The sequence below is a fragment of the Nonomuraea sp. NPDC051298 genome, assembly GCF_055586305.1.
On the sequence record NZ_JBVJIM010000018.1, the window covers coordinates 181573 to 189888 of the forward strand.

General features: G+C 69.3%; 4 protein-coding genes. All 4 read left to right on the forward strand.

Annotation, left to right across the window (positions count from 1 at the left end; all coding sequences use genetic code 11):
* The first annotated feature begins 367 nt into the window (after positions 1 to 367).
* The 4 genes from ACZ6S0_RS38600 to ACZ6S0_RS38615 all read left to right on the forward strand — a co-directional run bounded on the left by ACZ6S0_RS38600 (position 368) and on the right by ACZ6S0_RS38615 (position 7840).
* Positions 368 to 2122 carry a CocE/NonD family hydrolase gene (locus ACZ6S0_RS38600; RefSeq protein ID WP_465924282.1) on the forward strand — a complete coding sequence of 585 codons (1755 nt, stop codon included), beginning with the start codon at positions 368 to 370 and terminating at the stop codon, positions 2120 to 2122.
* A gap of 754 nt (positions 2123 to 2876) precedes the next feature.
* The gene (locus ACZ6S0_RS38605) at positions 2877 to 6551 is read left to right on the forward strand and encodes a CHAT domain-containing protein (protein ID WP_465924283.1); all 3675 of its coding nucleotides are present in this window, start codon (positions 2877 to 2879) and stop codon (positions 6549 to 6551) included.
* Positions 6548 to 6946, forward strand: a complete 399-nt coding sequence (locus ACZ6S0_RS38610) for a hypothetical protein (RefSeq protein ID WP_465924284.1) — start codon at positions 6548 to 6550, stop codon at positions 6944 to 6946. The genes ACZ6S0_RS38605 and ACZ6S0_RS38610 overlap by 4 nt, the downstream gene beginning before the upstream one ends.
* Entirely contained in the window at positions 6947 to 7840 is an 894-nt protein-coding gene (locus ACZ6S0_RS38615; protein ID WP_465924285.1) for a hypothetical protein, read from the forward strand.
* Positions 7841 to 8316: the final 476 nt, after the last annotated feature.

An 8316-nucleotide genomic window follows, 5' to 3' on the forward strand; every position in this document is an offset into this window, starting at 1 on the left:
AGAGGTATTCCGTAGATACAAGAGCTCAATATGTAAACTCCGTAATTCCCCCGCCTGGGGCGACCGGAGGCCAATGAGCCTCCGGGACCTGCTCTAACGCGGGTCGCATGTCGCTGCAGCGACGATCAGAGGGAGGCGGCTGGGAGCGTCCTTAACCATCCCGGAACGCCGTCTACGAAGGCGCGCCGTAGATCAACGGCCGTCCGCGTCGGCCACGATGCGACCGTGTCCTTCCTCCGCCCGGAGACAGCGGTGACGCGAACCACCCGCTCAGGCCACGCCGACCTCCCAGCTCGCATTGACCCAGCACCCATCTGGTGCCGAGGTGATCGGCCTAGCTTCACGCTCCATGAAAGATCGTTGTTGGATGAAAGTCCTCGCCGCGGGGGCGGCTGCTGTCCTCCTCGGCACGCTCCCCGAAGCCCAAGCCTCGGTTGCGCCCTCCCTGACCGTGCGAGACGGGAGAACACAACCGGTGTTCTCCTACGCCGGCGCGGTACGCGAGAGGGTGTTCGTCGAGGCGCCCATGGACAGTGATCACGACGGTCGCCGCGACCGCATCGCGGTGGACATCCTCCGGCCGGCTGGGTCGGGACCGGGGTTGAAGGTCGCCACAGTGATGAAGGCCACCCCGTACAGCGCCAAGAACGGCGTGTTCTCCGACTGGTACGACGAGTACTTCGTACCGAGGGGCTATGCGGTGGTGGAGGCCGCAGTGCAAGGGACGGGCGCGTCGGAGGGCTGTCCGACCACCGGCGGGCGCCCTGACGTGCTCGCCACCGCGGCCGTTGTCGGCTGGCTCACCGGCCGCGCCCGTGCCGCCTACCCTGACGGCCGCCCCGCCGTGGCGGCCTGGAGCCGGGGCGCGGTCGGCATGGTCGGCCTCTCCTACGACGGCACGCTGGCCGAGGCCGCCGCCGCCGAGGGCGTGGCGGGCCTGAAGACGATCGTGCCCGAAGGCGCGATCTCCAGTTGGTACGACTACGCGCGGGACCAGGGCGTCGCCTACCAGGGGACGCTCGGCGCCCGTTATCCGGAGTACCAGGCGGACCGGGTCATCAGCGACGCCGCCAAGGCCAGGTGCGGCGACGTGCTCAAGGCGCTGGGAGACAACGCCGCCGACGACACCGCAGACTACAACGCCTTCTGGGCCGAGCGGGACTACCGGCGGCACGCCTCCCGAGTCCGAGCCTCCGTGCTGCTCGTCCAGGGGCTGAACGACGTGAAGGTGCGCGGGCGCCAGTTCGCCGCATGGTGGCAGGCGCTGGCCGAACACGGCGTGTCGCGCAAGTTGTGGCTGCACGACGGCGGCCACGAAGATCCCGTGGTCACGGGCGGGGACGTCTGGCGCGAGACCTTGCACCGGTGGATGGACCACTGGCTGTACGGCCTGGACAACGGCATCATGGACGAGCCCCGGGTCACCGTGCAGCGCCCGGACGGCTCCTGGCAGGTGTCCGCCGACTGGCCGCAGCCGGGGACACGGGACGTCCGGATGTGGTTCGGCCCGGCGACCTCCACCGCCGCCGGCACACTGACGACGAAGCCTGCCGCTCACGGCGTCACCCAGGCTTTCACCGACGACCCGGCCCAGTACGAGACCGCCATGGTCGCCGATCCGGAGACCGGCGCCGCGCACCGGCTCGCCTACCTCAGTCCGCCCCTGACCGAGGCCACCCGGCTGTCGGGGACCTCGCGAGTGCGGGTACGCATGACGAGTACGTCGACCAGCACCCCGCTCACGGCCCTGCTGGTCGACTACGGACCCCCGTCGTCACAATCCGCCGCCCCACGACTTCCCGCCCCGCATCCGGAATCCGCCGACCTGGCCACCGTCACCCCCACTGGCAAGCTCCCGAGCAAGCTGCCGGTGGTCACCCGCGGCTCCATCGATGTCAAGAACCGCCACTCCCTCACTCGCCCGAGCACTCTCAGTCGCGGTCGGTCGTACACGGTGGAGTGGCGCCTGCACGCCACCGACCATGTCTTCCCGGCAGGCCACCGCATCGGGCTCGTGATCGTCGCCAACGACCGGGACTACATCGCCACTGATCCGGCCGCCGATTCGGTCACAGTGGACCTGACCCACAGCAGCCTGACTCTCCCCCTCGTCCAGCCGTAGTCCTCCGCGGACGGCAAGGTCGGGAGCCATCGGCCACGGCGGCGACTGGCACTCGACCGGCACTCGACTGGCACTCGACTGGCACTCGGCGTCTCCGGCGGGACCTCGCCGGTCTTGGCGGACCGCAGCCTGGCGGCGAGCCAGGCGGTTGAGTCGGTGGGCACTCGCCAACGGCCCGGATCGTCCCTGACCACCAGCTCGGAGCACCGCCAGAGGCCACCAACCGAACTCGGCGACACAGGTCCGGCGGCCTGTCCGGGCCGCGTCAGCAACTGGGCCGACGACGGAATCGCTCACCGTCCTCGTCAAGCCGGCATGGCGGGGGCTGGCCATCCAGGCGGGGACGTCCTCCGGGCTCAGCTAGGACGAGTAAGTCCTAAGTCACCTGGGACGATGTCGATCCTCCTGGCCAACCGGTGCGGGTCCTGTGGCGTTTCCTGGTGTGGACCATGTTGCTGGGCGAGAGCCGGGCCAGTCTCGGGGTCAAACGGCGCCGTAGCTGGGTACGAGAACCAGCGCACGTCGAGATCAGCCAGGCAAGCCGAGAACAACCGTGAGACGACCGCAAGACCCGTACGCGCAAGCAGCCTCGTCTCCATACGTCTGGTCTGCACCGCCCGCTCTCAACCGCCTGCGTCAGACCGACCTCGGACTCTGCTTCCCCGCCCTGCTTCCCGTTTCATCCTGACCGCCAGTCCGCCCCCCACATGATCGGTGATAATGCGGGTGAGGCACACAGGTTGATCGAGGGGCAGTGGCACCGGAGGTCGCGATGTCGGCAAAGCGGTTACAGAAGGAAGGCGGCGGGTCCGATCCCCTGCTGCGTGAGCTCTACCAGCTTATGAGCGCACCCGACCTGAAACAGATCATCGCGTACCTCCAGGATCACCTCGACCTGCTCGACCCCGGGATCGACGCGTGGCTGGGCGAGATGGCCGACCAATGCGCGGCGAGAGGCAGAGACGATATAGCCCGCTGGCTGACCGCCTGGCGGGGCCTCCTGCGGACGTCCAGGGAGGAGGGTTTCGTGGCCGCCTTGGACGCGCACGGTGGCATGGTCGAGGGGCCTGAGTGGCTCGCTCCCTTCTTTCAGCGCGTTGAGGAGCTGACACCGATCGCCTATGGGCGGCAGGACACCGACGCGCTGGCCGAACTGGCCGAGGGCTGGATGCGCGTCGCGGAGGCGGACGAGGTCCGCGAACGCTATCCCGCGCTGCGCGCGGCGGCCTGCCACAACGCGGCGCACGCCATGCTTCAACGCGACGATGACCCGGCCGAGGCGATGGCGCTCCTGCATGCGGCCCTTGACGCTCTGCCCCCACGTGCTCCCCTGAGGCCGAGCATCCTGCTCGGCCTGGCCTGCGCGACTGCGGCGCGCGAGCCCTCGCGCCTCGATGAGGCGTTCGAGCTTGTGAGGGAGGCGGTACGGGACGATCCCGGCCTACGCGCGCGGGCGGGAGAGACCCTGAGAGGCATCGGTGCTCGGCTGTTCAGGATCTGCGAGCGGGAGCCGTCGGCCGGGTTGATCGACGCGGCGCTCACGGTCGAGCGCAGGCTGATCGAGGGCGCGTATCCCACCGACGGCGGGCCGGGTGCATCGGCCGCAATCATGGCCGAGTATCTGACGCGCCGGTACGCGATTTCACGCGACGTGGACGATTTGTGGCAGGCCGTCGTCGCAGCCGAACAGGCGGTCGACTACGCGCCGGCAGGGTCGACGGACCGGGTACGCAAGTGTAATCGTCTGGCCGTCGTCCTGCGCTCGGTGTTCAGCGCCACCGGCGACGCCACTGCCCTCGATCGGGCCATCCAGCTCCATGAGGAGAGCCTGGAAGGGCTCCCTCCCGGGCAGGACCGCATCTTTCACCTGCAGGGCCTGGGCCAGGCGCGCGGCCACCGTTACCAGTCACGCGGCGATCGGGAGGATCTCACCGCCGCCGTACAAGCGCACGAGGAGATGTACGAGCTTGCCGAGCCCGGCAGTCAACGGTACGAGGCCGTGCTCGACGCCTACGGCAGCACGCTGCACAATCGGTATCTGGCGTGGGGAGACGCTGCCGACCTCGACAGAGCGGTACTCCTGCACCGCGAGGCGGTCACGATGGCCAGTGGCCAGACGCGGGTCATGGCCGTCAACTTCCTGGCGATCGATCTGCGGCACGTGTACGCGTCCACAGGAGACGTAGGTGCGCTCGAGGAGGCCATCGAGGCCCTGCGCGAGGCTCTCACCATTCCCGCCGCAGGCGAGGACCATGATCGCGCATCGGCGGCACTCGCCGGCTGCTTGTTCAACAAGTGTCAAGCGTTCGGGGACGCGGCCGCCGGCGCGGAGGCGATCCGAATCCTGGCGGAGGTGCTCGACCGTACCCCTAGGTCCTCGCGGGACTACGCGGTGTGGGCGGGCAACCTGGCGGCGGCCCTCCTTGTGCAGGCCGGACCCGCGAATCAGCCGGATCAGGCGCGACTCGACCGGGCCGAGGAACTGCTGGTGGAGGCGGCGACGGCCAGCGTAGGCCTGGAGCGGGCCAGGCACCTGCTCAATCTGGGTGCATGCGTCACGGCGCGCCCTGGCTACGCGGAGTCCGAGCGGAGCGTGCGGCGATTCATCGCGCACGTCGAGGAGGCGCTCGACCTCTGCCCGCCGGAAGCGCCCTTCGCCGCCGGCACCCGGCTGAGTCTCGCCGACGCCTACTCGGACCTGCACAACCTCACCGCCGCCCCCGACGCGCTGGCCCGCGGGATGGAGCTGCTGCGCGAGGGGTATGCGCTGGGGATCGAGTGGTTGCCTGAGTCCGTGTTGCAGGCGAGCCGGGTCTGGGGGAACCACGCGGCCAGGCACGGTCTGTGGGAGCACGCGGCCGAGGCATACGGGTACGCCCTGGACAGCATCGACCGAGTCGTGGACGGCAGTCCGCTCAGAGCCCACAAACAACGGTGGTTGTCAAAGGTGGAAGGGCTGACGACAGTTGCCTCGGCGGCGCACGTGGAGGCGGGCGACGCCTGGGCCGCCGTCGTGACGCTGGAGCGTGGCCGGACACGGTTGCTCGCCGACGCGCTCGCCGGGGCCGCTGCGGAGAACGACCGGCTCGCCGTCAATCATCCCGAGCTTGCCGAGCCGTACCAACGGGCCGAGGCGCGGCTGCGTGAGCTGCAGCGCCAGGCGCTTGAACCCGTCATGGGCGACTGGCTGCCGCTGGCCCCCGCGTTCGACCAGGCCCGCCGCGACAGGAACGAGGCGCTGGCGCACATCAGGGAGCAGCCCGGCTTCGAGCGCTTCCGACTGCCCGATGCGGCCGGCGACATCGCTCGGGCCGCGCGCTCCGGCCCGCTGCTGTATCTACTGGCCGGTACCCGTGGCGGTTACGGACTACTGGTCGACGACGGCTCCGTCGTTGCCCATTCTCTGCCCGATCTGCGGCTGGACCATGTCCTACGGCGGCTGCTCGGCTACATCGACGCCTACGAGCAGGCTGGAACCGACGTGCGGCTCTGGCACCGAGTGCTCGACGACGTCACCCGCTGGCTCTGGGAGGCGGCGATGGGGCCGATGCTCGACCTCGTCCCCGGCGACGGTCCACTGACCATCGTTCCCACATGGCTGCTGGTCCTGCTGCCCTTCCACGCCGCCTGGACACCCGATCAGGAGGCTCCCACCGGGCGACGCTTCGCGATCGATTTTCGACCGCTCACCTTCGCGCCGAGCGCTGGCATCGCCGCCAGATCCGCGCCCGACGGCGCCGAGGCCGGACACATGTTCGCCGTCGATGATCCGCAACCGGTCTCCGCGCGACCGCTGCCGTTCACGGCATACGAGGTCGACGCCGCCGTCCGGGCATACCCTGGCGCCCGTCGCCTGACCGGGGACGAGGCCACGCGCGAGGCGGTGCTCGCCGGCCTTGATGCCCATGAGTTCGATGGGCACGGAGTGTTGCATTTCGCCTGCCATGGCTACGCCGACTGGGAGCAGGTCCTGGACAGTTATCTCCTCCTGTCGGGAAATCGACGGCTGACGCTGCGCGACCTGCTCGTTCGGCCGGTACGTACCGGGCTCGTGGTGCTGTCAGCGTGCGAGACGGCGTTGCCTCAGGTCGAGCTGTCGGATGAGGTGATCGGCCTGGCCACGGGTTTCCTGCAGGGCGGAGCGGCCGGCGTAGTCGGCTCGATGTGGCGGGTGCCAGACGCGAGCACGGCGCTGCTGCTCAGCCGGTTCTACGCGATATGGAAAGGCGGTGGCCACCCGGCGGCGGCGCTGCGTGACGCCCAGAGGTGGGTGCGCGACGCCACCAACGCCGAGCTGCGTGCCGCCTATCCCGCCCTCATGGATCATTACGCACCGATCCCCGAGCCGCTACGACCGTTATGGGGAACGGGCCGCGATTTCGCCCATCCCGCCTACTGGGCGGCCTTCACGTACATGGGAGCATCATGACCGGCCCGCCACGCTCGATCACCGATCTGGCCAACACGATCAGGCCGCAGTTGCCGGCGCTCCTCGGCGAAGAGGCCCTGGAGGTGGACGCGGCGCTCGGCGAGTTGCTCGCCCGCGGTCCGGCAGCCGAGCCCGAAATTCTGACACTGCTTCAGCGGTCCGCGGCGACCCGGGAATGGGCTTACGCGTTCTTGCGTGGCACGGACGGTGGCGACCTGCGCGATCCCCGCACCGCGTACTTCCCGCTGGCCGCCGCCGGGAGCTTCGTCGGAGCTGACGTCTACGAATGCGAGAAGTGCGACCACCGGTGGCTCCGTCGTGCGGTGGGCCAGCCCGTGCCCGACTGCCCTCGGCACCGCACACCCCTCGTCCGCGTCAAGGAAGCGGAGCTGTAGGTGCTTGAGAGCCTGTCGAAGGGGCTGGCGGACCGGGTTGCCGAGCGCTGGACCCGCGTCGTGATCCTGCCCGCCGCGCTGTTCTGGATGGGCGGCGGGCTCGTGTGGTTCCTCAACAGCGGACAGAACATCGAGGCGGCGGTCCGGACGGTGACCGGGCAGGTGACCACCTGGATGGTCGCCGGGTTCCTGGTTGTCGTGCTGCTGTCCGGGCTCCTGGCCAGACGCCTGGTCGATCTGGTGCTCGCCGTGCTCACCGGCCGATGGCACCGGTCGCTCGATCCGCTCGCCCGGCTCGCGGCCAGCCGGTGGTCACGCAGGATCATTGAGCGGGAGGCGCGCTGGCAGGACCTGGCCGCGCGCGCACGCGGCTGGGCGGAGGAACGCGAGCTGGCTGCCCTCGACATATGGCTGCGCGGCATGCCGTCCGACCCCGCACATTGCCTGCCGACCCGGCTGGGCAACGTTCTGGCGGCTGCCGAGCGGTGGCCGGCGGACAAGTACGGGCTGGAGGCGTCACAGTGTTGGAGCCGACTGTGGCTGGTTATGCCCGAGGAAGCCAGGAAAGAGCTGATCGGTGCGCGCGAGCGGCTCGACGGGCAGATCACCGCCTGGATGTGGGGCGTGGCGTTCCTCGTGTGGACACCTTGGGCGTGGTGGGCCGCGCCGGTGGGCGTGGCTGCCGCGGCCGTGGCGTACGCGGGCGCCATTCGGTACGCCGGGGCGCTGGGCGACCTTCAGGAGTCGGCCTTCGACCTGTACCGGAGCGCGCTCTACACGCACCTGCGTTGGCCGCTGCCCGAGGATGCCGCGATCGAGCGGGCAACGGGCCGGCTGCTGAGCGCATACCTTTGGCGAGGCTCCCAGGACCCGCTCCGGCTGCGGCTGGAATGACAGTGATCGGCCGTGGGTCCGGCGCCAGGCTCCTGTTTCACCACGTTGATCACGTGAGAGTTCTATCGGAGAATTCACCCCCACGTGTTTCGCACTTTGTGAGTGATCACGTTTCGGCTGCGACGATGGCCTGGGTTTTTTCGAGGGTGACGTGGTAGGGGTTCTCGGGCCGGAAACGTTCAGCGATGATGGCACCATCACCATCAGCGGTATGCCGCGCGTGTCGACAGCCAGGTGTTCCGGCACGTCGTGCTGCAAAACCTGGCGTCCGACCGTAACCAACCCGGCAGTTCTCGCCCCGCAACATGGACGACGCCGCTGCTCCACGAGGCCATCATCCGCCGACCAAGCAGGCCCGTCAGCCGTTCCCGCCCATGTCGGTGTCAACGGACACGCTGACTTCCATGTAGGCGGGCATTGGTTTGCCAGGTGCGCGGACATCGGTTCTCCAGGCGTGGCCATGGTTTTCCAGGTGG